General features: G+C 40.8%; 12 protein-coding genes. 11 read left to right on the top strand and 1 reads right to left on the bottom strand.

Annotated elements, in window-relative coordinates; translation table 11 throughout:
* Positions 1-8 precede the first annotated feature (8 nt).
* The 3 genes from GD631_RS04210 to GD631_RS04200 all read left to right on the top strand — a co-directional run bounded on the left by GD631_RS04210 (position 9) and on the right by GD631_RS04200 (position 9711).
* Positions 9-4190 carry an alpha-L-fucosidase gene (locus GD631_RS04210; RefSeq protein ID WP_152288003.1) on the top strand — a complete coding sequence of 1394 codons (4182 nt, stop codon included), beginning with the start codon at positions 9-11 and terminating at the stop codon, positions 4188-4190.
* An 80-nt stretch (positions 4191-4270) separates the two neighbouring features.
* Complete coding sequence (locus tag GD631_RS04205) at positions 4271-6871, top strand: glycoside hydrolase family 3 N-terminal domain-containing protein (protein ID WP_143258859.1); 2601 nt, start codon at positions 4271-4273, stop codon at positions 6869-6871.
* A 236-nt stretch (positions 6872-7107) separates the two neighbouring features.
* Positions 7108-9711 (top strand): beta-mannosidase, encoded by a 2604-nt coding sequence (locus tag GD631_RS04200; protein ID WP_304519215.1) that lies wholly within the window; start codon positions 7108-7110, stop codon positions 9709-9711.
* A gap of 6 nt (positions 9712-9717) precedes the next feature.
* Here GD631_RS04200 and GD631_RS04195 read toward each other — a convergent pair whose 3' ends face one another.
* Positions 9718-10584: an AraC family transcriptional regulator gene (locus GD631_RS04195; RefSeq protein WP_143258860.1), complete on the bottom strand. Its 867-nt coding sequence runs from the start codon at positions 10582-10584 to the stop codon at positions 9718-9720.
* Between the two features lie 158 nt (positions 10585-10742).
* On the opposite strand from GD631_RS04195, the gene GD631_RS04190 reads away from it, so the two are divergent.
* From GD631_RS04190 to GD631_RS04155, 8 genes are all read left to right on the top strand, one after another.
* Positions 10743-12320 (top strand): sodium:solute symporter, encoded by a 1578-nt coding sequence (locus GD631_RS04190; RefSeq protein WP_143258861.1) that lies wholly within the window; start codon positions 10743-10745, stop codon positions 12318-12320.
* 14 nt (positions 12321-12334) lie between these two features.
* Positions 12335-13360, top strand: coding sequence for a glycoside hydrolase family 130 protein (locus GD631_RS04185; protein WP_143258862.1), 1026 nt, complete (start codon positions 12335-12337; stop codon positions 13358-13360).
* 225 nt (positions 13361-13585) lie between these two features.
* Positions 13586-16714 (top strand): SusC/RagA family TonB-linked outer membrane protein, encoded by a 3129-nt coding sequence (locus GD631_RS04180; RefSeq protein WP_143258963.1) that lies wholly within the window; start codon positions 13586-13588, stop codon positions 16712-16714.
* 10 nt (positions 16715-16724) lie between these two features.
* The gene (locus GD631_RS04175; RefSeq protein ID WP_143258863.1) at positions 16725-18263 is read left to right on the top strand and encodes a RagB/SusD family nutrient uptake outer membrane protein; all 1539 of its coding nucleotides are present in this window, start codon (positions 16725-16727) and stop codon (positions 18261-18263) included.
* 16 nt (positions 18264-18279) lie between these two features.
* Positions 18280-19257 carry an SGBP N-terminal domain-containing protein gene (locus GD631_RS04170; protein WP_143258864.1) on the top strand — a complete coding sequence of 326 codons (978 nt, stop codon included), beginning with the start codon at positions 18280-18282 and terminating at the stop codon, positions 19255-19257.
* Positions 19258-19274: 17 nt separating this feature from the next.
* Entirely contained in the window at positions 19275-20738 is a 1464-nt protein-coding gene (locus GD631_RS04165; RefSeq protein WP_143258865.1) for a hypothetical protein, read from the top strand.
* A gap of 10 nt (positions 20739-20748) precedes the next feature.
* A complete protein-coding gene (locus GD631_RS04160; RefSeq protein WP_143258964.1) occupies positions 20749-22233 on the top strand; it encodes a hypothetical protein in 1485 nt (494 codons plus the stop codon).
* A 13-nt stretch (positions 22234-22246) separates the two neighbouring features.
* Positions 22247-23431 carry a glycoside hydrolase family 26 protein gene (locus GD631_RS04155; RefSeq protein WP_143258866.1) on the top strand — a complete coding sequence of 395 codons (1185 nt, stop codon included), beginning with the start codon at positions 22247-22249 and terminating at the stop codon, positions 23429-23431.
* Positions 23432-23450 lie beyond the last annotated feature (19 nt).

The following is a 23450-nucleotide window of genomic DNA, read 5'->3' as shown; positions in this document are numbered from 1 at the left end:
AATACAATATGAAAGATAAAAAAAGAAATTGTCTGGTATTTTTGGTATTGCTTATTTGTCTGACTGTATGTGCACAGTCCTCTGATAAAGTAAAAGCTATACGTAATTTGCGCGATTATTACGCACAGAATATAAATACCTATGATATAAACCATGATATTGGGAAATGGGATATCTATCTGAAACAGCTTAGTGAAGAAGGGCAGTTTGTAGATTTGGCTGCTTATGAAAAAAAGATCCATGACAACAACTGGCTGTCATCCGTTTCTTTTCAGGATCAACAGGATATAGGTGTTTATTTGGCAGATGCTTTAAGGCGATTGTGGGTGATAGCTAATCATTACTGGCAAACGAATGTGAATGATATTCCCGAACGTTTCTGGAAGTCTATTTTGAGATATGGAGATGTTGAAGTTCGTCGTCAACCGAATGACCGTTTTCATGCTTCTTGTTTTGCCATTCCAAAAGCAGCTTGTGGTATTTATTTCTCTTTGGTCGGGCAGATGGAGCTGCCGGATGATACAAAATCACTGCGTAAATCGGCTTGCCGGATGCTGAAAGCATTGGCTATGCAATCGTGGACACAACCATTGCGTAATAATGAAATGGATCGGGATATTGTGAGAGTAGAACGTTTTCGTCATCATGTATGGTGGGTCGGTGGAAATGCATTAGCTTATCGTCCGCTACTGGAAACTGCTGTTTTAATGGATTCTATCCCAATGATCGATGTTATAGCTGAAGTGGCAAAGCGGAGTTTAAGTAATGTGTCACAGACTACTTATAATGAGGCATTTTGGAACGAAGGTTTTACTGCCGACGGAGCCGGATGGGGACATGGCTTGCAATGTCTGGTTTGGGGATATCCGATTCATGGGGCATCCAGTGCACAGGAGCTGCTATGGACACTCCGGGATACCCCTTGGGGGCAAAATCTGACACGAGAGAATGTGGAAGCATTGCTTAATTTCTATCGAGGCAGTACTTTCTATTATTATAAAGGGTATATTCCTCCCTGTCTGGACCGTTATTCTATGGTGTATTATGAAGGAAAACCGGCTCATATTCCTTATTATGAAATGTTGAAAGCGTCTGTTGAACGATGGCCTGCTTCATTTACGGATGGTGAACTCCGGGAACTGAAGCAACTTATTAAAGAAGCGGAACAAAATAATATCCGCATGGAAGGGTATCCGGCAGGTCATTATAACGGTACACGCTGGTTCTATAATAATGACGATTTGGTAAAACGTACTCCCGGTTATTATATGATGGTTAATATGGCATCCAGTCGGTGTGATGGTTTGGAGAGTGCCTGTAGTTTTGCGGATGAGTTTAATATTTATACCAACGATGGACTTACTCTTTTTCAACGTAAAGGTGATGAGTACCGGAAGATTATCGGAGCGATGGATCTGACTGCTATGCCCGGAGTAACTGCCCGTGAGGGAGAACGGCGGTTGAAACCGATCACCAATTGGAGAGGATTTTGCAGCAAGTATAACTTTGCAGGTGCAGCTACTGATGGAGGTGGGAATGCGGTAGCGGGTTATCTTTTCGAGAAGATGGATGCTACTTCTAAAGAAAAGGAAGTGAAAATGGAGAATCCGGTGGCCTTCGGTGTAAAGGCTTATAAGTCTTATTTTATGTTAGGTGACTATCTGATTGCTCTTGGTGCGGGTGTTACTAATTTGCAACCGGAACAGGAAGGGAATATACGTACTTCTATCGAACAGACGGCTCATCAGGGGAAAGTAACGCTCTATGATGGGAAAAAGAGATGGCAACCTTCTTCCGGCATCCATTCGTTGATAGAAAAGGGAAAGCCGCTTTGGGTATTACAGGAAGGAGGATTTGCTTATGCCCCGTTGTCTGAACTTAGTCCCAAAGCCTTTTTCCTTTGTGAGTCCAGGCCCAATGAATGGGTAAAGAGGAATTTAGTGAATAAAGGGAAGAAGAATCTTCCTGTACAGGCAGATTTGCTGCGAGTTTGGATTGATCATGGACGAAATGTTGAGAATGGTGTGTATGGTTATGTCGTATATGCAGGTGAGGGGCTTCCTCCACAGAAGAATCCATTTGATATTCTTCGGAATGATACATTGGTACAGGCGGTGCAGTCGGCTGACGAGAAAGTGTTGGAAGCGGTGTTTTATAGAGCCGGTGAAACTGTGCAATGGAGTGGTTTACCTGTGAAAACGTCTGTACCTTGTGTTTTGCTTATTGAACGTATTGGGGAAGAATACTCCGTTTCGGTAACAGATCCGACTATGAATGTCCATCTGAAACAGGTAAAAGTAGAGATTGGCGATGTTGCTATTGACATTACTTTACCATCAGGGAAAGAATGTGGTAAATGTGCGACGCAACGTTTTTCACCTACGATGGAAAAACGCCGTGCTTCTGCGTTGAGCAGTCTGATTCCTGATAAGAAAGAACTGGATAGCCGTATGCAATGGTTCGAACAGGCTCGTTTCGGTATGTTTATTCATTGGGGAGTTTATTCATCTTTGGGTTGTTCGTGGAATGGAAAGAAGTATGGCGGGTATGGTGAGCATATTCAGCGGATGGCTCGCATCCCGGTAGAGGTTTATAAAGAAAAGGTGGCAGGTACGTTCAATCCCCAAGAATTTGACGCCGAAGAATGGGTGCGTATTGCCAAAGAAACAGGAATGGGATATTTTATCATTACGTCGAAGCATCATGACGGTTTTGCGATGTACGATTCGAAAGTGAGTGATTATAATATTGTGAAGGCAACGCCTTTCGGACGTGATCCGATGAAAGACTTGCGGGATGCTTGTCGTAAGGCAGGAATTAAGTTTGGTTTCTATTATTCACATGCATTCGATTGGGGTGAGAAAGAGGGTGTAGGTAATGACTGGGATTATGACAATCCCGGAGGTGACAAGTTGCTGGGTGGGCGCAACTGGTGGGAGACGAGAAAAGATTACCTGCCTGTTGCCCGGAAATATGTAGATGAGAAGGCTATTCCGCAAATTCGTGAATTGATTGCAATGTATGATCCTGATATTATGTGGTTTGATACACCTCATAAATTACCACAAGAAGAGTGTATTCGTATAGTAGAAGCGACGCGTGAGGCATCTCCTGATATCATTATTAATGGTCGTGCCATTTCCGGATTCGACAGGTATGACTATTACAACACTGCGGATTGTCCTTACGAGTTCAGTCATTATGGAGATAGTTACTGGGAAGGCATTCCGACTACGAACAATTCTTACGCCTACAATGAAAACGATCAGGAGTACAAACCGGCTTCTTTCTTTGTTCGTTTGATGGCGAAGGCGGCAGCACGCGGAGGAAATATTCTAATGAATATTGGTCCGATGGGAACCGGAAAGTTCAGTGCTCCGGATCTGGATATTCTGAAACAGATAGCAGCTTGGTGGAAAGTGAATGGAGAGGCTTCTATCCGTGGAACGAAGGCTACTCCGTTAGCGGTACAGTCTTGGGGAGAATCTACCTGTAAGGAGAATAAGTTGTTTTTGCATGTCTTCGATTGGCCTCGTGATGGGAAGCTTTGTGTAGGTGGTTTGTTGACGGAGGTAAAGAGTGCTTATTTGCAGAGTAATCCGCAACGAAAATTGAAAGTGGCACGAATGGGAAAAGATATAATGATTGATGTACCGGTCCTTTGTCCTGATACGGTTGATGCAGTGGTCGTTCTCGAATGTGAAGGAGAGTTGAAAGCAGATACTCGTCGTCGTATTTCGTATACACAGCAGGTGGATAAGTTACGTACATTTGATGCTCGTTTGGAGGGTGGTGCCCGCTATGGTGGTGAGGAAGTGGAGTCTACATGCGTGCAGAATATGAAGAGACGGGAGGATGCGGTTGTTTGGCCAGTTCGTTTGGATAAGCCAACGATTTTTGAAGTGAGTATTACCTATGTAGCTCCCGCACCCCAATATGCGGATGAATTAGTGGAAGGTGATGCCGGAAAGGAAATTCGCAAGGCAAGCAGCGGAGCTGCCGGAGTTTATTCGATTACCTTAGCGGGCAAAAAGCTGGTAAAGAAAGTCAGTAATGGTAATTGCATAACGGAAACGGTAGGTATAGTGACATTACCTGCCGGTGAATTTGATATCAGAATTCAGGGAGAAGAGATTTCTGCAACTGAACTATTTCGTCCCTGTTATATAACCTTAAAGCCAATACAATAGTTCAGTTGCAGGTACATTGATAAAATGTACGGAATATCTGTAGAATTTAGACAATAATAGGAATGATGGATAAATACACGATGAGAAAGAGAATCATAGCAATCTCATTGAATAAAAAGAGATTCTTGTCAGGAGTTTTCCTGACTTTATTAGCAACAGTTGTAAATGCGCAACTGTTTCCTTATCAACAAGCCGGGTTGCCTGTTTCACAACGAGTGGATGATTTGATGATGCGTATGACGCTGGAAGAGAAAATCGCACAGATACGTCATTTACATTCGTGGGACATTTTCAATGAACAAACGCTGGACAAAGAGAAACTAACCGCTGTTGTTGGAGAAACAGGATATGGATTTGTGGAAGGTTTTCCGTTGACGGGTGAGAATTGTCGGAGTAGTATGCGGGAAATACAGGAATATATGCTTACCCGTACCAGGCTCGGTATTCCGGCCTTTACTGTAGCCGAATCTTTGCATGGCTCTGCGCATGAAGGTTCTACCATTTTTCCACAAAATATAGCTCTCGGTAGTACGTTTAACCCAGAACTTGCTTATCGGAGGGCTTGTATGACTGCCGATGATTTGCATGCGCAAGGAATGAGGCAGGTATTAGCTCCGTGTATTGATGTTGTACGTGATTTGCGTTGGGGGAGAGTAGAAGAATCTTATGGAGAGGATCCGTATCTCTGTGGCATCTTTGCGCAGTCAGAAGTGAAAGGATATCTTGATAGTGGAATTTCTCCCATGCTGAAACATTATGGCCCACACGGGAATCCGTTGGGAGGGTTAAACCTGGCTTCTGTGGATTGTGGTTTATATGATTTGCATGCTGTTTATCTGAAACCTTTTGAGATGGTGTTACGGCATTTACCTGTTTATGCAGTCATGTCTACTTATAACTCCTGGAACCGGATACCGAATTCGGCTTCCCGGTATCTGTTAACTGATATATTAAGAGACCGCTGGGGATTTAAAGGATATGTTTACTCGGATTGGGGTGCTATAGAAATGCTGGAGACTTTTCATCATACGGCAGCTAATAAAGCGGAGGCTGCAATACAAGCACTAACTGCAGGGCTGGATGTAGAGGCTTCCAGTGAGTGTTATCCCGAATTATTCCGGTTAGTAAAAGAAGGAAAACTGGATGAGTCTTATATAAATACAGCTGTTCGCCGGGTACTGACTGCGAAATTTGAATATGGACTTTTTGAAGATCCATACGGGAATAAGCATGCCGTTTCCGGTGGAATGCATTCTACCCGAAGTGTAGAACTTTCTCGGCAGATAGCGGAAGAATCTATCGTACTGTTGAAGAATGAAAATAATCTGTTACCTCTGGATATGAATAAATTGACTTCTATTGCAGTTTTAGGTCCCAATGCAGATCAGGTACAGTTTGGTGATTATACATGGAGTCGGGATAATAAAGATGGAATTACTCCATTACAAGGAATTAAGGCGTTGGTGGGAGAGAAAATTAAAATAAATCATGCTGTTGGTTGTAGTATGATGTCTCGTGATGCAACAGGTATCGGGGAAGCGGTGGAGGCGGCACTGAAAAGTGATGTTGCTGTGATTTTCTGCGGGAGTTCCAGTGCTTCATTGGCTCGTGACTATACGCGTACGAATTGTGGAGAAGGATTTGATTTAAGCGATTTAAGTCTGACTGGCGCACAAAGTGATTTGATTCAGGCGGTTTATGCTACTGGCAAACCGGTGATATTGGTCTTGGTGAGTGGCAAGCCTTTTGCTATTTCTTGGGAGAAAGAACATATTCCTGCTATTGTAGCGCAGTGGTATGGCGGCGAACAGGAAGGATATGCTATTGCTGATGTTCTTTTCGGAAAGGTGAATCCATCGGGACACCTCACTTATTCTTTCCCCCAAAGTGCAGGGCATTTACCGGTGTATTATAATCATTTGCCTTCTGATAAGGGATTTTATAAACGTCCCGGCAGTTATGAACAATCCGGTCGTGACTATGTCTTCTCATCTCCTGAACCATTGTGGGCTTTTGGGCATGGGTTGAGTTATACGACTTTCTCTTTTGATGAAATGGAATGTGACAAGAATATATATGCTTCCGGAGATACAATAAAGGTAAAAGTACAGGTTCGTAATACAGGACAAAGAACGGGTAAAGAAGTGGTGCAACTGTATGTTCGTGATTTGGTAAGTTCTGTTGTGACTCCAGTGAAACAGTTGAAAGCATTTGCCAAACCGGAACTGAAACCAGGGGAACAAAAAGAAGTAATACTAAAAGTTCCTGTATCTGAATTATGTTTGATCGATAAGGAGGGAAATCCTTTCCTTGAGTCCGGGGAATTTGAGATTCAAGTTGGAAATGCTTCAGATTGTATTTTGCAGAAGCAAGTAATAGGGGTAGGAGATATTTCTGTTGCTGCAGTGTCTGTGTCAAGTATGAAACAGAATCAGGTTAAGATTGGAACAGGTAAAAAGATAACAGTGCGTGGGGTAGTTAGAGATGTACAAGCTACTCCGGTAGAAGGAGTCCGTATCTATTCGATGGGAAATAAGACGGAATTGGCCGTGACTAACAAGAAAGGAGAATATCTGCTGAAACAAGTTGCATCTGATGATGTCTTGATTTTCTCCAAAGAGGGGTATGTGTCGAAAGAGATACCAGTGGAAGGACGTTCGGTTCTGAATGTTCGGCTGTAGATGGACATTGTTTTTAGAAAATATATTCAGGATAATATCAGACTTATTCCTTATGAGGCTATCATAAAGAAAGTCTGATATTATCCTGAATATTATTATTCGTATAGGTCTCTACCCTCTTTTAACCTTTTCAAGAAAGTACAATGATTAAGTAATATAGTATTGAAATGTTGATTGGCAATTGCCTATGTTTGCAATGTTATTTAAATAGAAACCTAACACACAATTAAGTTGTTATGAGAAAATCAACAAGGATGATTTATTTAAAGATGGTTGCATTTGCTATGATTACTACATTTTCTACTCTGATTTGTAATATATCGGCCCATACACTTCAGAAAGAACTCCATTCGGGATGGAAGTTTAAACAGGCTCGCCTTTCCAACTGGTATCCTGCTAAGGTTCCGGGAGTGGTACACACAGACTTGATTAATAATCAAATCATTGAAGATCCTTTTTACCGCTTAAACGAAAGAGGGGTGCAATGGGTCGATAAAGAAGATTGGATTTATGAAACAGTCTTTGATATAGACGCCGGTTTGATGGATAAAGATAATATACGGCTTTATTTTAAAGGGCTTGATACTTATGCAGACGTCTATTTGAACGAAGATAAGATACTGGAAGCAAACAATATGTTTCGTGAATGGAAGCTTTCTGTGAAAGACAAATTGAAAGCAAAGGATAATAAATTGAGGATTTACTTCCATTCTCCTATTAAAAAGGATATGCCTAAATGGGATGCGTTGCCTTTTCACTATGAGGCAATCAATGACCAGTCGGAAAATGGAGGAGTATTCAATAAAAAAGTTAGTGTCTTTGCTCGTAAGGCAGGCTATCATTATGGCTGGGACTGGGGACCGCGTTTGGTAACTTCCGGTATTTGGAGACCTGTTTTATTAGAAGCATGGGATCAGCTTCGGATAGAAAATGTATTTATCCACCAAAAAGAGGTCTGTTCTAAACAGGCTGATATAAGCAATGTGGTGGAAATACTATCTGATAAAGATATTCAGGAAGCTGAAATTATAGTCAGGGATCATGTAACAGGAAAGATTTATGGTGCTACTACTGCCTGTCTGACAAAAGGATTGAATAAGGTTGAGGTAAGTTTCTCAATAAAGAATCCTAAACTGTGGTGGAGCAATGGGCTCGGAAAAGCTAATCTATATGAATTCAAGACTGAAGTAAAAGTAAACGGGCAGGATAAGGACTGTTTTATAACCTCTACGGGAATACGTTCGCTAAAAGTTATACGCAAGGAGGATAAAGAGGGAAGATCATTCTATTTTCAGCTTAATGGAATACCTGTATTTTCTAAAGGGGCTAATTATATCCCTTGTGATAACTTTCTGCCTCGTGTGACGAAGGAACTGTATGAGAAAACGGTTCTGGATGCTGTAAATGCCAATATGAATACTTTGCGTGTGTGGGGTGGAGGGACTTATGAAGACGATTATTTCTACGAATTGTGTGATAAATATGGTATTCTTATATGGCAGGATTTCATGTTTGCATGCAGTGTATATCCCTCCGAAGGTGAATTGCTGGAAAATATTCGTCAAGAAGCAACTGATAATGTCCGCCGTTTGCGCAATCACCCTTCTCTTGCTTTATGGTGTGGTAATAATGAATGCCTGGAAGCATGGTTTGGTTGGAATTGGAAAGATAATTATGCGAAACAGAATCCGGAGTATGCCCGGATTATCTGGAAGCAATACGAAGATTTGTTCCATAAAATGCTACCGGAGGTGGTGGCTGAAAATAGCCCTGAAACATTCTATTGGCCTTCATCACCTTTCAGCCATTATGATGGAGTTTCTGAAAATAACAAAGGAGACACGCATTATTGGGCTGTATGGCATGCAAAAAAGCCGATCTCTGAATACAACAAGGTACGTAGCCGTTTCTTTAGCGAATATGGTTTTCAATCTTTTCCTGAATTTGAATCTGTCAAGATGTATGCTCCATATCCTGAAGATTGGGAAATAACTTCCGAAGTGATGATGTCTCACCAGCGGGGAGGTGAGTTCGCCAACAAACTGATTGAAGACTATTTACTGAATGAATATCGTAAACCTAAAGATTTCGAATCATTTCTGTATATGAACCTTGTATTGCAGGGGGATGCTATTAAAACAGCTATTGAAGCACATCGCAGGGATATGCCTTACTGTATGGGAACGCTGTTCTGGCAACATAACGATTGCTGGCCAGTTGCTTCGTGGTCAAGCCGTGATTACTACGGACGTTGGAAAGCACAGCATTATTTTGCCAGAACAGCTTTTCGGGACGTGCTTGTATCTCCCATAGTCAATAATGGCAGGCTTGATGTATATATAGTATCTGATAGATTAGGGAAAACTGCGGCTACACTTGAACTGGAAGTCTCTGACATGGGAGGAACTCTTGTTAATTCGACCAGAAAATCAGTGACTATCCCCGCTAATGAAAGTAAGGTTGTTGTGTCTTATAAGTTGGATTCATTCATAAAATCACAGCCGGAAAATCAGATCGTGATTTCTGCGACCCTTACCGATTCCAAAGGAGAGGTTTATACGAATAATTACTTCTTGGTAAAGCAGAAAGAGATGTTATATCCGAAAGTGAATATATCGTATCAGTTAAAGTCACTGCCTGACGGATATGAATTGACTTTAAAAGCAGACCGTTTTGCAAGAGCTGTATACTTGTCTCTTGACGGGATTGATAATTTCTTTGAAGATAATTATTTTGATATGATGCCGGGAAAAGATAAAATAGTGAAAGTACGTACCAGAGTCTCACATACTGACTTCTCCCGACAGCTGAAAATCAAATCGTTGGTCGATGGGTATTAAAGGCGCTTAATACTTAATCAACATCTGTTGCAGAATCGTACGGTATTCACTAGGTGTGTTTCCTTTCTTCTTTTTGAATATCCGGATAAAGTTTGATAAATTATTGAATCCACACGAGTAGCAGATTTCTGCTACCGTGTGTGATGTTTCAGTCAGCATCTGACAGGCACGGGCTACACGGAGGTTGTTGATATAATCAATAAAGGTGCAGTTTGTTTTCTTTCTGAAAAAATGACTGAAAGCAGATTCCGACATATTTACCAAAGCAGCTACGTCTCCCAGTTTGATAGGTTCTTCAAAATTCTTCTCAATATAGTCGCAGACTTTTGCTATGCGTCTACTTTTTGAGGTACGTATCGTGTCTTTTGTGTCATAGAGATTGCTGACTAAAATATGTCTGTCGGCAGTGGAGAGATCATATAAGATAGAGAGAAATTCTAAAACGGTGTGGAAGCCCTGCATTCGGGTAAGCTGGAGAATCTTCTCTTTCATTGTCAGCATGGTGTTTTCAGAAAAGCTAATTCCTTTCTGTGAGTCAAGTAACAGTTGTTTAATTGGGCTGAATAGCCGTTTCTCCAATATTGGAAAATTGAGCAATTTGTCCGAGAACTGAATTGTTACCACATGATTGCCTTCCACAATCTCTCCTTTCCAGGCATGAGGAAGATTGGGGCCAGTCATTACTAAATCCAGATTGTCAAACTTTTCGACAGAGTCGCCTACAATCCTTTCCCCGTACGTATTCATCACAAGATTGATTTCATAGTCAGAGTGATAGTGTACCGGATAATCAAACTTTGCATTAGGATGATTTAAAACGATGAATAAATCATCAGGAGAAATGGGAGTAATTTCCTTTTGAATGTCTTTCATAAGAACTGTATTTTACTTGATACAAATGTACAAATAATAATAATACGAAAATAATCTGTTCAAAAAAGTATAATCATTAAGCAATATAATATTAAAAAACTATCATTATATGCTTTACATTTGCAACGTGAATCATACTTAATAATTAATTGAATACTATGGAATCATTTTCTATCGGAGCTGTCGACATTATAATCGTTGTCGTATATCTGTTGCTTATTATATGGTGGGGTATAAAAAACGGGAAGAGTTCGGATGCTCAATCATATTTTCTAGCCGGACGTTCCATGCCCTGGTGGGTTGTGGGGCTTTCTCTGTTTGCAGCCAGCATATCCAGTACTACACTCATCGGTCAATCGGGTGATGCCTATGATACCGGGCTCGCTGTTTTCAATTATAACCTGACCGGTATTGTGGTTATGGTGTTTTTTGCTGTTTTCCTTCTACCTTTATATATAAGGTCGAAGGTCTTTACGATTCCGGAGTTCTTGGAAAAGAGGTTTGATAAACGTTCTCGTTACTACTTTTCCGCTATTTGTATTATCGGAAATATTTTTCTGGATGCTGCCGGTGCGCTTTATGCTGCCGCATTGATTATCAAACTGGTATTACCTGAAGCTGATCTTCAGGTGATTATTATAGTCTTTGCTATTATTGCAGCTTCATATACGATTCCTGGCGGGCTTTCTTCTGCCATAAACGCGGAACTGATACAGGCGGTGGTTTTGATTTTGGGTTCGGTATTGCTTACCTATTTCTGTTTTCAGCAGGGAGGAAGTTATTTCTATCATTTGTTTGAAAGCGATGATATATTGGTGAAGTTGATTCGTCCGTTGTCCGACAATGCTACTCCCTGGTTGGGGTTGATTGTAGGGATGCCCATATTAGGAATTTATTTCTGGGCTAATAATCAGACTTTAGTGCAACGTGTTTTGAGTGCCAGAACTATTGATGAAGGCCGGAGAGGGGTTATATTCACTGGTTTTCTTACAATGAGTACATTGTTTATTATCGCTATTCCCGGATTGATTGCCCGTGATTTATTCCCGGACTTGTATAAACCGGATATGGTATATCCCAATATGGTAATGCAATTAATGCCTGTGGGGTTGCTGGGTATTATGCTGGCTGCTTTGTTATCAGCGTTGACTTCTACGATCAGTGCTATTCTGAATTCCACTTCTACTTTGTTTACAATGGACTTCTATGCGCAGTTTAATAAACAGGCTGATACAAAGAAGCTTGTGCTGGTTGGTAAAATTGCTTCTTGTGTGATTATTGTATTAGCGGCGTTGTGGGCTCCTCAAATTGGAAAATTCGGCTCTCTTTTGAAATATTATCAGGAGATGCTTTCTTACATTTCTCCTCCCATTGTAGCAGCTTTCTTGCTTGGAATTTTTAATAAGAGGGTGAATGGTGGTGGAGCCTTTGCGGGATTGATTCTCGGATTGGTAGTTGCAGTTCTCTTGCTTTTCTTTAAGGATGTCGTGTTTGGTGATTTACATTTCTTGCTGATGGTACCTTTCTTGCTGGTATTCAGTATGGTGGTGATTTATGCAAGTAGTTTCTTTTATCCGGCTCCGGATAAGGGGAATCTTGTTGATACCACCTTTTCTCTTAGTGATTTGAAAGAAGAATATGTAACCTTGAAAACGGTAGTCTGGTATAAGAACTACCAGGTGTGGGCGGGAATACTGCTTGTATTAAGTGCATTAATTTGGATTATTTTCCAATAAAATAAATAGAGTATATGAAATTAAAGAAATTTGAAGGAAACCCGATTCTTTCCCCGTTAGAAAAGAATGATTGGGAATCTTTGGTAACTTGCAATCCTGGAGTGTTCTATGATAACGGTTTGTTTTATATGCTGTATCGTGCAGCAGGCAATGATAAAGAGCATATTATCCGCTTGGGATTGGCTACGAGTAGGGATGGATTTAACTTTGAAAGATATTCGGATCAGCCGGCTTTTTCTCCGAGTGTCGATGGTCCTGATTCCGGATGTGTGGAAGATCCTCGTATTGTGAAGTTTGACGGTGAATATTATATTACTTATGCTTATCGGCCGGTACCACCCGGGCAGTATTGGAAGTTTGGGCATGATGAAGTTTTACTTCCGGAATGTGGTAAGTATGCTCCTGCAGCTATTGCTAAGAATTTAGGTAACACTGGGCTGGCTGTTACTACGGACTTTTGCCATTTCCGTCGTTTGGGACGTCTGACTTCGCCAGTGCTTGATGATCGCGACGTGATTCTTTTTCCCGAGAAGGTAAACGGACAATTCATTATGTTGCATCGCCCCAAGCAATATATTGGTGAAAGATTTGGCGTAGAATACCCTTCTATCTGGATAAAGTTCTCGGATGATTTGTTGGATTGGGAGGGTAAGGAAAGCCATCTTCTTCTGACAGGACGTGAAAATACTTGGGAAGAAAAGATTGGTGGAAGTACTCCTCCACTGAAAACGGACAAAGGGTGGTTGATGCTCTATCATGGTGTGGAGCATGGCGGAAAGGGATATTACAGGGTAGGGGCTTTATTGCTCGACTTGGATAATCCTCTGAAAATATTAGCCAAAACGCATGAATCAATTCTCGAACCGGAAGAGGATTTCGAGATAAACGGGTATTATAATGGTTGTGTATTCCCTACGGGAAATGTGATTGTTGATGATACGCTCTTTGTGTATTATGGTAGTGCAGATAAATATGTCTGCGTGGCTACCTGCTCTATAAATGAACTGCTCTCTTACTTGTTGACCGACTGCAAGGTGTAATTGACTGAATCTCCTTTATCTTTTAGTTTTTTTCATGTGATGTGTATACACTGTTTATGTGTGCATTATGGAGGTTACTATGCGAGAAATAGATAATCATAGACTAGATTGTTCAAAAAAGTATAATAATAGAGTAAATAGTGCGAATGAAAATAGAAGGCTATAATCTATATTTGTATTATCAAATTATCAGTAAAGAATTCAACGCTTAAATTTTATATTATGATGAATAAACAGAAAAAACGGCTTGGTAGCATATCACTCTGCAAAGTAGTGTTGATGTGCCTTTTTTTGTTCGTATTTTCTACCGCATGGGCTGCGGTAGGGCAAATATCTTCCAAAATTACTGTGACTGGAGTGGTTAAAGATGTACAAGGTGAGCCTCTGATAGGAGCTACTATTAAAATTAAAGGTTCGGCTGTAGGAACAGTTAGTGACTTTGATGGAAATTACTCTCTGACCAATGTGCCGGTGAATGGGGTTTTAGAGTTTTCTTATGTAGGTATGAATAGTATAGAAATATCGGTTTCCGGAAAAAAGGTGATAAATGCGGTGCTTAGTGATGCTACTCAATTACTAGACCAGGTGGTGGTCATTGGGTACGGGTCAGTGAAAAAGAGTGATTTGACGGGATCGGTTGCGACAGTAAAGCCGGAGGCATTAAGTGATATACCGGCTAATTCTGTTGAAGGGTTATTGCAGGGACGTGCGGCTGGAGTACAAGTAATCAATTCGTCACAGGATCCGGGAGCCGGATCAACAGTTCGTATTCGTGGTAATAGTTCGCTGCGCGGATCCAATTCTCCTTTGATTGTGGTAGATGGTTTTCCATTGGGAGATGCCGGTGATTTGAAACAGATTAATACCGACGATATTGTTTCAATGGAAGTATTAAAAGATGCTTCTGCTTCTGCAATTTATGGTTCCAGAGGTGCTAATGGGGTTATAATTGTAACCACTCGAAGGGCGAAAGAAGGAACAACGACGATATCTGTCAAACAGCAACTCACTTTCTCCGAATTTTCTTCCAAATTGGATTTGTGGAGAGACCCCGTGATGATGGCAATGTTGAACAATGAGGGACGTGTGAATGGCGGGTTACAGCCGCTCTATATCGGTGCAAATAATTCTGCCGGTGTTTATTACCCGTCTATTGAGGAACTTCAGACTACTTGGACAACCAATACCCGTTGGGATGAATTAGTGTTTAGAGATGCGCCAGTGTCTAATAATACAACAGTTTCTGTCTCTAGTGCTAACGAGAAGACGAGTTTTAACTTGAGTGCTAATTATTATACGGACCAGGGAATGTATATTGATGATGATTATAGTAAAGGGGGGTATAATCTGAATGTCAGTCATAAGATATATAAGAACTTTACGATTCGTGCATCCAATATTCTATATCTTGGCAACCGTAATAATAATGGCGGAATGGCTTATTGGAGAAATCCGATCTATCCTGTGTATAATGAAGACGGAACTTATTATCAGACTACTGCTCAAGATTATGATCATCCTATCGCTATTCGCGAGCATAAAAAGGATAAAACCAAAATGCTGGATGTTATCTCATCCGGAGCTTTTGAATGGCAAGTGATACCGCAACTTCGTTTCACAAGCCAGTTGAACTATAAATATGGAAAATCTACCAATGACCAGTATCTGCCACAGAAATATACCCAAGTGGGTACGGAGAATCGTGGTAGGGGAGTCATTGGCAACACAGAGAATCAGAACTTCGTTTCCGAAACATTTGCCAATTACTCTCAAATGTTCGGTAAACATGAAGTAGGCGCCATGGTAGGTCATTCTTACGAGTGGTATCAATATCGTGATTCGTATCTGACAGCTAATGGTTTTGTAAATGAAGCATTGGGGAATGAGAATATGGGAGCCGGCGAGAAAGCGAACAATATTATTTCCAACGGGTTCTCGAAAAGTAAATTGGTTTCCGGAATGGCCCGTCTGAATTACACTTATGATAATAAGTATCTGCTTACTGCCACTTTCCGTGCTGACGGTTCTTCTAAATTCGGTAAGAATAACAAGTGGGGGTATTTCCCTTCCGGAGCTATCAGCTGGAAAGCCCACGAAGAGAAGTTTATAAAGAAACTAAATACATTTGATGAATTGAAGTTTCGTTTAAGCTACGGTATTTCGGGAAACCAGGGAATCAGTCCTTATCAGACTCTTAGCCGTTACGGAACAACTAAATATTACCATCAGGGACAATGGTTGACTGCTATCGGTCCGGGATATGAGTCAGGACAGTCCGGTCAAGACGGGATCTGGAAAATTTGGAGCGGAATTCCTAATCCAGACTTGAAGTGGGAAACGACCGCGCAATGGGATTTTGGTATTGATATGGCTTTCTTTAACAGAAGGCTTCGCGTCACTTTGGATGTTTATAATAAAGAGACATCCGACCTGTTGAGAGAAAGAAACCTGGCTCTTTCTTCCGGTTATGACCGCATGTGGGTGAATGATGGTAAGATTCGCAACCGGGGATTTGAAGTAACGATTGACGGAGTAATGGTAGATAAAAAAGATTGGAGCTTGAATGGAACCTTTATATTCTCTATGAACCGTAACAAGGTACTTGATTTGGGAAGTAGCGTCGAATCGGGTTTATTGAAAGATGCCCGTACGGGAATGGAATATGAAGTTGTTGGTAACTTGAGTGAACAGTATCGTTCTTATACTAATATACTTGCTATTGGCCAACCGATCAATGTCTTTTATGGATATAAATGTGATGGAATTATTCAGACTTTGCCGGAAGGACTTAATGCAGGCTTGTCGGGAGAAGATGCTATGCCGGGAGAATTCAAATATGTCAATACGTATGATGGAGATGGGACACAAGGGGTTGTGAATGAAAATGATAAATGTATTATCGGTGATCCCAATCCTGATTTTACGGCAAGTCTGAATCTTTCTTTTCGTTGGAAGAAACTGGATGCGAGTATTTTCCTGAATGGTGTGTTTGGAAATGATGTGTTGAACACCAAGACTTTTGGTGATCCACATAATGCCGCACTCCGTTGGACGTCTGATAACCCGACTAACAAATATCCCAGTCTGCGTGACGGACGTCAGACTCGTTTTTCTGACTATTGGATAGAAGACGGCTCTTTTGTGAGAATCCAGAATCTGACAGTAGGGTATACCTTTGATTTGCCTAAACAAAAAGTGTTTGCCTCGAAGATACGCCTCTATATGAATGCTTCCAATTTATATACATTTACCAAGTTTGACGGATATGATCCGGAAGTCGGGCAAAACGGAATTTATTCCGGTGGATATCCTCGCTTGAGAAAATGGACAGTAGGTCTTGATATAACATTCTAAATTAAATGATATGAAAAAAAATATATACACTTTCATTTTAATAAGCTGTATCCTGGGCTTTTCCGGTTGCAGTCTTGATGAAGAGCCTTACGGATTCTATTCCGAAGACAACTTCTATAAAACAGAGGGGGATGCAATGGCAGCTATTCATTACGCTTACGCTACTCTTACCTACATCGAGTATTCACGTGCTCTTTATTTCATCGGTGATATGCCTACTGAAATTATGACTACTAAAGGAGATGCCTCCGTTGATAATCGTGCCTTGAATCTGTGGAGAATTGATAACTTTGATACCAATGCTACTTTGGTCAATTTCTTTAAATACTCATTCATAGCTATTAATCGGGCGAATGCTGTCATTAAGAAGATGCCGGGTACGGATATTGATTCCAAGCTAAAAGATCAGTATTTGGGTGAAGCTTATTTTTTACGTGCATATAATTACTTCTGTCTTTCACGTAACTTCGGTTTGATACCGATGCATTATGGAGTAGTGGAGACGCTGTCACAAACTGGTACTCCTTTGGCAAATAACATGGATGAAATTTATGATTTGATGATTGACGATTGTAAAAAAGCGGAAGAATTGTTACCTATATACTCTGCTCCTATAATGGGACGTATCGATAGGGTCGGCGCACAGGCTTTGTTAGCTAAAATCTATTTATATGCAGCTTCTGCCAAAGCAAATAATGTGCCTTTGTACAAGGAAATGGCGAAAGATGTTAATTCTCTCTATCAGGATGCTGTGACTTACGCGGGAAGAGTATTAGGATTAGATCCGGATTATCCGCAGAATACATATGGGTTTGAAAGTGATTTGCTCAAGATTTATGATGTAGAGAACTTTGCCGGTAAAGAAAATATTTTCTTGATGTCTATGGATAGAACGGGAGAGGCAGAAGGACAATATTCTAAGATATCCAAAATGTTCCTTCCTTATATTGAGGGTGCTACTATCTGGATCAAGCAAGGAGACAAAAATGAATATATAAAATCTCATGACGGTTGGGGAGAATATCGTACGGAAGTGAATTTTTATAATGAGTTTGATGGAAACGATTTGCGTAAGAAAGATCTCATTGTGGACAAGGTGTATAACGAAGATGGAACGGTAAAAGCGGAATGGAAACCGGATGGCGGTGATTTTGAATACCCTTTCTGCCGGAAATACATCGATCCCAAATTTGATGGGGATAAGACTAGTACACGCCCCTTTCTCATTCGTTTTACTGACATTGCTATGGTGTATGCCGAAGCTGCCGGCCCGACTACCAAAGCTTATGAACTGATAAACTTTATCAGACATAGGGCAGGATTGGGAGATTTGACTCCAGGGTTGCCGATAGATGAATTCCGGGAGAAAGTATATGAAGAACGTAAGTTTGAAATGGCTTTTGAAGGAGATCGTATGTACGATATTCGTCGTTGGGGCAGGATTGGAGAAATCAAAGAAGTGAAGGATGCCGGACTAAATGAAAGTCAATATTCTTTCTATCCGTTGCCGCAAACCGAGATTAATCTTAATCCAAGTTTAAGAGAATAATAAAAAATCGTGAGCTATGAATAAACTATTAAAATACATACTGTTTATCCTTTGTATAGGGGTAATGCAATCTTGTGTGAAAGACATGCAGGATGATTTGAATGATGGAGGATGGAATAACGAGAGGTCTGTAACGAGTCTTAAATTCAAGAATCAGGTAGGACAGGCTGAAATTGAACGCATTGATGATACAACCGGGGAAGTTACCGTAACCCTTAATGTGGGGGCTATTCCTGATTTGTCGAAAGTTGAAATAGAATCTATCGAATTGTCGTATCAAGCCACAGCTTCTGCAGGTAAAGGCAGTACATTGGATTTTAGTAATCCGGAGCGGAAATCGGTTCTTACTGTAACTTCCGCAACTGGAAAAACACGTGAATATACGATCTATGTGAATGAATTCCGTGAAAGTCTGGAAGGTACATGGTCGATTAATAATCTGATTATTTATGGTGGCACAGGTCCGGAATGGGGTGGCGGAAGAGTTTATCCGTTTATGGACAAATCATGGTGCTGGTATGATGAATATTCCCCGGAAAAAGAGTATGACAATACACTGACCTTTATTATGGAGAATATTACAGATGATGGAAACACATCCGGGAAATGTATAAATGCTGCCGGACCTGACGGGAAATATGCAGATTTTATATTTAAAGGTTCTTCTAATCCGGCAGATAAGACGGATATTGATTTGAAAAAGTATTATCGGAAAATCCCAGTAGGAGAAAGCCGTTGGATTCGTAATTACAGTTTAGGTACCATTACCTTTATTGATTCGGACGGAAATGAATCGACTGCTGTACTCGAAAATCCGGGAACTTATACATTATTCCAGGGTGGAGGCTATACCAATACGGTAACTTTGCCGAATAATGCTTTCTCTTTCCAAATCAATGGTGTGGATGAGTGGACCTATATTTATACTGATTATGATGTGTTTGCTAAACAGGCACGTAAGTTCTTTGTACTCGTGACAAAAAATGAGGATTAACTAATGGATGATAAAATATGAAGAAATACTTCTTTATTTTTTTTATAGCCTTTTTTGCATCCTGTTCTACGAGAGAACAGGATGTGATAATCACCATAGATACGGAAACGGTGCTAAATGATTGCTATATAGGCAATGGGGCGCAATGGGATCCTTATCAACTGGATTATGGCAAAGGTAAACTAACTATTTCGGAAGCCGATTGGGAGAAACTGTATGACAGACTTGATTTTATGCGTCCGCAGTTTATTCGTATCATGATTAATACTTCTTCGTTTGTTGACCAGGGGAGATTGGTGCCGGAACGGGGGATGGGAGTATTATCTAAAATGTTAGACTATTGCCAGAGTCGTAATGTAACTGTCATGTTCGGAGATTGGGGATGGAGTGTCATTCGTGCCCGCGAAGCAGAGATTGACAGTCAAAGTCTTCGTCATGCAGCTGCCTTGGTTGATTATCTGGTTCATAATAAAGGATATTCTTGTATCCGCTATTACAATTTGGTGAATGAGCCGAATGGTTATTGGGCTGCCACTAATAAGAGTTTCTCTCTTTGGGCATCATCTGTCCGGCAGTTTTATCAATATATGAAAGAATTTGACCTGACCGGAGAAGTTGGTATCGTCGGTCCGGACATTGCTATATGGGACAAAGCGGAGACAGGATGGATAGATAGTTGTACAGTACAGTTGAACGAACAAATAGAACTTTACGATATCCATACTTATCCGTCTAAAGTTACTGTTAATTCTGGAGAATATGCAGATATTATTGCTGCCTATAAAGAGAAAATTCCTGAAGGAAAGAAAATCGTGATGGGAGAAATTGGTTTTAAATTCGTAGAAAAGGCTGATTCTTTGTATCAGAAGGAGAATATTCATAGAGCCAAGAGTAAAGTTAACGCCTCGTTGGAAGATTCGCAAATGTTTGTTTATGACTATATGTATGGAACAGATATGGCAGATGCTCTTATTCAGACTGTCAATACTGGTTTTTCAGGTTCCATTGCCTGGATGCTGGATGATGCCATGCACTCTAATGAAGCACCTGACAAACTGAAGATTTGGGGATTTTGGAATATATTCGGTGAAGAATGTTTCGGAGCAGAAGAGGAAAACGTCCGTCCGTGGTATTATGCTTGGTCGTTACTGACTAGGTATATGCCTGCCGGAACTGCGGTTTATAGAACAGACACCACCGGAGAACCTTTTGTAAAGGCTGCCGTATCAGGAAAAGATGGGAAATATATGATTGCTCTGGTGAATGTTTCTGATAGTCCGAAAACGGTAAAATTAAAAAGTAATGTTCTTCCTTCTCTGTCAGGTTGTAAAAAGTTCATATATTCAGACGGTACGTTGAGACAGAAAGGAGATCATTTCCTTTTGCCGAATGATGAGAACTTGATTCTTCACCTTGAAAAAGGAGAGACAGTGACTATGCCGGCGGAATCACTGATAGTGTATACTAATTACGATTATTAAAACCAGAATGATGAATTTAAAAACAATAATAGGAATTTTTGTGGTGGGGATGTTGCTTATTTCATGTACGCACTCTGACAACCGGCTGACAGTAAATGTGTCTCAAGAGGTTGTTACTTCCGGTTACATAGGAAATGGCGTGGAGTGGGACCCTTACGATGAAGCCGAGTCATGGGGAACCTCCGTTTCTGACGAAGACTGGCAGAAATTGTTTAAACGCCTTGACTTTATGCGTATGGGGTATGTGCGTTGTATGATTAACAGTCCTTTTCGTTATTATGATCCGCAGACGGGAAAGTATGATAAAACACGTAATATAGAGTCACTTTCCCGCTTGTTGCAGTATTGTACAGATCATAATATTGTGGTGATGTATGGTGAATATAATCCCCCTACTTGGGCAATGAAGGATGAACAATGTTGGGTGGATATGTCTGTCGATTACCTGAATTATCTGGTCAATGACCTTGGTTTTTCCTGTATCAAATATTTTGTGATCTTCAATGAACCTGATGGGAACTGGGCTTCAACTGACGGCGACTACGACCTGTGGAAATCCATGTTACTCCGTTTTGCGGATAAGATGAAAGAATATCCCGGGCTAGACGGCAAAGTGCAGTTTGCCGGACCTGATGCAGTCGTTGATTATAAGAATCCGTCTTCTCCATTTGACGCGGCAGGATGGGTGAAACAGGCGGCTACCGACTTGGATTCGCACATCGGTATTTACGATATTCATGCCTATCCCGGACAACATGAAGTACGTTCAGGGCAATATGCGGAGATTCTGGCTCGTCATAAGGAATTTATTCCTGCTGGTAAAAAGATTGTGTTGGGAGAGGCTGGCTACAAATACGGGCGTGAAGCAGATTCGTTGTTAATGAAAGAGTATAACCGGCGTGTCGAAGGTCATCCGTTTACTAAAGGTACAGATTCTAATATGTTGGTATACGACTATTTTTATGGTCTTGATATGCCATTGCTCTGTATGGAGGTAATGAATGGAGGATATTCGGGAATAGCTGCCTGGATGTTGGATGACGCAATGCACAGCAGCGGTGATTCTGGTAAGACGGAAGATATTAAGCTGTGGGGAATGTGGAATATCTTAGGAGAAGAAACTTTCAATGATCCTTCGCAGGAAGAAATCCGTCCGTGGTACTATACCTGGTCATTGATGTGTCGTTATTTCCCGACTGGTTCTAATATCCTTAAAACAACGCTTGATCGCACGAAAGGTGTTTATGCGGCTGCGGGAGAATATCAAGGAAAATATGTTTTTGCTGCCCTTAATATAGGAGACGAGGATCGATCTTTGGATATTTCTTTGCCTGCTGCTCTCAAGAATGTTTCTTTATATGTATATGAAGAAGGGAATAGGCAAACTAACAATGAAGGACACCCCGTTCCTGTTCAGACAGGATTAACAGTTGATGTAACTTATCAGACTATCCTCAAGGCTCAAAGTTTTATTTTATTAACGAATATAGATTAAAAGACAGATAATTATGAAAAAGCAAATCAATATACTTCTGATCGGATTAGCATCCGTTTTTATGAGTTGTAGTGATGTGGAAGAGGTATCGGCGCTTTATCCGGAATATGAAGAAGTGAAGGAACTTTCTATTGTAGATAAAAACGCGACTTTCGAGACTAAAGCCTTGTATTCTAATCTTTGGGCTATTCAGTCAAAAGGTTTCATGTTCGGACATCATGATGATCTTTGGTATGGTCGTAAATGGTATAATGAGGAAGGACGTTCCGACACTCATGATGTTTGTGGTGACTATCCGGCGGTTTTCAGTTTTGATGTTGCTGAAATAATGGATGATCGTTATCAGAACCCGGAAAATGAAATTCGTAAAAGAGTCGCTTTAGAGGCTTATGAGCGTGGCGAGGTACTTATTGCATGTGCACATCTGAATAATCCGTTGACCGGAGGTGATTCATGGGATAATTCCAGTAATGAGGTTGTGAAGGAGATTCTTAAAGAGGGAAGTCCTACACATCTTAAATTTAAAACTTGGCTGGATCGTTTGGCGGATTTTGCACTGAATCTGAAAGGTAAGAATGGTGAATTGGTTCCGGTCATTTTCCGCCCTTATCATGAGCATACCCAAACATGGTCGTGGTGGGGGAGTTCATGTACTACCAGTGATGAATTTACTTCCTTTTGGAAGTTTACAGTCAATTATTTGCGGGACACAAAAAATGTGCATAACCTTATCTATGCGATTTCCCCGCAAATAGATTCTGTGCAGGGACGTGAGAACTTCCTATTCAGATGGCCCGGCAATGATTATGTGGATTTTTTAGGAATGGATTCTTATCATGGATTGAGTCCGGTTGTGCTGACCACCAATATGAATACCTTGTCTCGTCTGTCGAAAGAACTAAAAAAACCGTGCGGGGTTACAGAAACCGGAGTAGAGGGTATTCAACGTGATGGGGTTCCAGAGAAAAACTATTGGACACAGCAAATTCTTACCCCTGCTACAGGACAGTTTGTCAGCATGATTGTGATGTGGAGAAACAAATATGATCCTAGTGAAAGTGAGTCGCATTTCTATTCTGTATTTAAAGGACATGCCTCTGAAAAGAGTTTTATAAAGATGTATGAAAGTCCGGTTTCGCTTTTCTCTGCCGATTTGCCGGATATGTATACAATGGCTGAAGGAATGAATGTGAAATGATAAACACTAATGCTATCGC

The sequence above is a fragment of the Bacteroides luhongzhouii genome (assembly GCF_009193295.2).
GTDB classification, from domain to species: Bacteria; Bacteroidota; Bacteroidia; order Bacteroidales; family Bacteroidaceae; genus Bacteroides; species Bacteroides luhongzhouii.
The sequence above is the reverse complement of the archived record's forward strand: the minus strand, read 5'-3'. Positions and strand labels throughout refer to the sequence as shown.